At 74.4% G+C, this 2,133-nt stretch carries 1 protein-coding gene and 2 pseudogenes; 2 read left to right on the plus strand and 1 reads right to left on the minus strand.

The features are described from left to right. Positions 1-145 precede the first annotated feature (145 nt). Positions 146-1,453, plus strand: a complete 1,308-nt coding sequence (locus ABZ070_RS37025; protein WP_356640568.1) for a DUF692 domain-containing protein — start codon at positions 146-148, stop codon at positions 1,451-1,453. Between the two features lie 72 nt (positions 1,454-1,525). Then, positions 1,526-1,984, plus strand: a pseudogene (locus ABZ070_RS37030) (TIGR04222 domain-containing membrane protein); the annotation flags it as partial. Between the two features lie 58 nt (positions 1,985-2,042). On the opposite strand, the pseudogene ABZ070_RS37035 reads toward ABZ070_RS37030, so the two are convergent. Then, positions 2,043-2,133: pseudogene (locus tag ABZ070_RS37035) on the minus strand (D-alanyl-D-alanine dipeptidase); the annotation flags it as partial.

The following is a 2,133-nucleotide window of genomic DNA, read 5'->3' on the forward strand; positions in this document are numbered from 1 at the left end:
CGCCGCGCACCGGGACGGGCACGGGGCCAAGTTCCACAACATCCACAAGATCAAGCTCTGAACGTCCCCCCTTCCGGATTCACCGCGCCGTTCCGGGGCCATGACCCCAGCACCGTCACACAGCGGGGCGTGAAGGAGGGGGACCATGGAACTGGGCATCGGAATCGGCTGGCGGCCGGAGATCGCGGACACGGTGGAGCGGCTGCCGGGGCTCGACTGGGTCGAGGTCGTCGCGGAGAACATCTGCCCCGGCCATCTGCCTCCCGCGCTGCTCCGGCTGCGCTCGCGCGGCATCCGCGTCGTCCCGCACGGCGTCTCGCTCGGCCTCGGCGGCGCGGACCGCCCGTCGAAGCAGCGCCTGGCAGACCTGGCCGAGCGGGTGGAGGCCCTGGGCGCCCCGCTGGTCACGGAGCACATCGCGTTCGTACGGGCGGGAGGGGAGCTGACGGCCTCCCCCGCGCTGGAGGCGGGCCACCTGCTGCCGGTCCCCCGCACCTGGGACGCGCTGTCCGTGCTGTGCGAGAACGTGCGCATCGCGCAGGACTCGCTGCCGGTGCCGCTGGCGCTGGAGAACATCGCGGCGATGATTTCCTGGCCGGACGAGGAGCTCACCGAGGGACAGTTCCTCGCGGAGCTCGTCGAGCGGACCGGTGTGCGGCTGCTGATCGATGTGGCCAACCTCCACACCAACCACGTCAACCGCGGGGAGGACCCGTCGGCGGCGCTGGACGAGCTCCCGGTCGAGGCGATCGCGTACGTCCACGTCGCGGGCGGCGTCGAGCGCGACGGGATCTGGCACGACACCCACGCCCACCCCGTCACGCAGCCCGTCCTGGACGTGCTGTCGGACCTCCGGGCCCGGGTGAGCCCGCCGGGAGTCCTGCTGGAGAGGGACGACGACTTTCCTCCTGCGGCGGAGTTGGAGAGCGAACTGGCGACGATCCGCGCGACGTTGTCGGCGGCACCGCCAGCCCCGTCGGCGATGGAGGCCCGGGGTCCGGGCCGGAGCCCCGACGAGAGGGCGGCCTCCAAGGCGCACGCGGACGGGGCCCGCGAGCGCCTCGGCCTGGCGCAGGCGGCCGTGTTGTCCGCGCTCGTCGCCGGGACCCCCGCCCCCGAGGGGTTCGACGCGCGCCGGCTGCGCGCGCAAAGCCGGGCGCTCGCCGCGAAACGGGCCGACATCGTGGGCAAGGTGGCGCCCGAGCTGCCGGAGATCCTCGGCGCGGGCTACCGGCCCGCGTTCCTCGCCTACGCCAAGAGCCGCCCCCTGCACGCCGGATACCGCCGCGACGCGCTCGAGTTCGCCGAGCATCTGCTGGCCGCCGGCCGCCTCGAGGACGGCGACGCCCGACGCCGGCTGACTCTCTGGTGGCAGGAGCGGGCCGCCGCGCGGCCGCCCCGCCGGGCGACCCGCCTCGTACGAGCCGCGCGTGCGGCGCTTGTGGGGAGGTGAGCGGCCGTGGGCGCCCTGGCTCTGGTGGTTCATCTCGCCGTCGGTATCTCCTCCGTGCTGCTGATCGTCCGGGTGTCCGCCGCCCGGCCCACGGCCCCCCGCGGCGCCGCCGGCCATGTGCACGACGTCTACGAGGCGGCCTTCCTGGCGGGCGGCCCGGCCAGGGTCGTCGACACCGCGCTCGCCGCCCTCCACGCGGACGGGCGGATCGCCGTCGGCGGTCCCGGTGTCCTGTCCGTGCTGCGGCCGGTCGCGCAGGACCCGGTGGAGCGGGCAGTGTTCGCCCAGCTCTCCCACGCGCCGAGCGGGGCGCTGCACACCGTGCGGCTGAACACGATGCGCAGCCCCGCCGTGCAGGAGGTCGGCGACGTCCTCGCCGCTCGCGGGCTGATGGTGCCGCCCGGGGGCACCGCTCCGGCCGCGTGGGGCGTGGCACAGGCAGCCGCCTGTGCGATCGGGCTGCCGCTCGCATTCGTCCTCACCGTCATCGAGTCCTTCGGCGAGGCCTCCCCCGACTCCGGAATGCCGTTCGTCTTCCTGGTCTTTCCCGTGCTGGTGGCCGGTACCGTGATCGGCGCCGTGCAGGCCGGCGGTGCCCCGCGACCGAACGCACCGCCACCGGGAAGTCGAAGTACCTGTCGGGGAACGGCTCCGGCTTGTACGTGAAGTGCCACCACTCC

It is taken from the genome of Streptomyces sp. NPDC006283, from assembly GCF_040613325.1.
Lineage (GTDB): Bacteria > Actinomycetota > Actinomycetes > Streptomycetales > Streptomycetaceae > Streptomyces.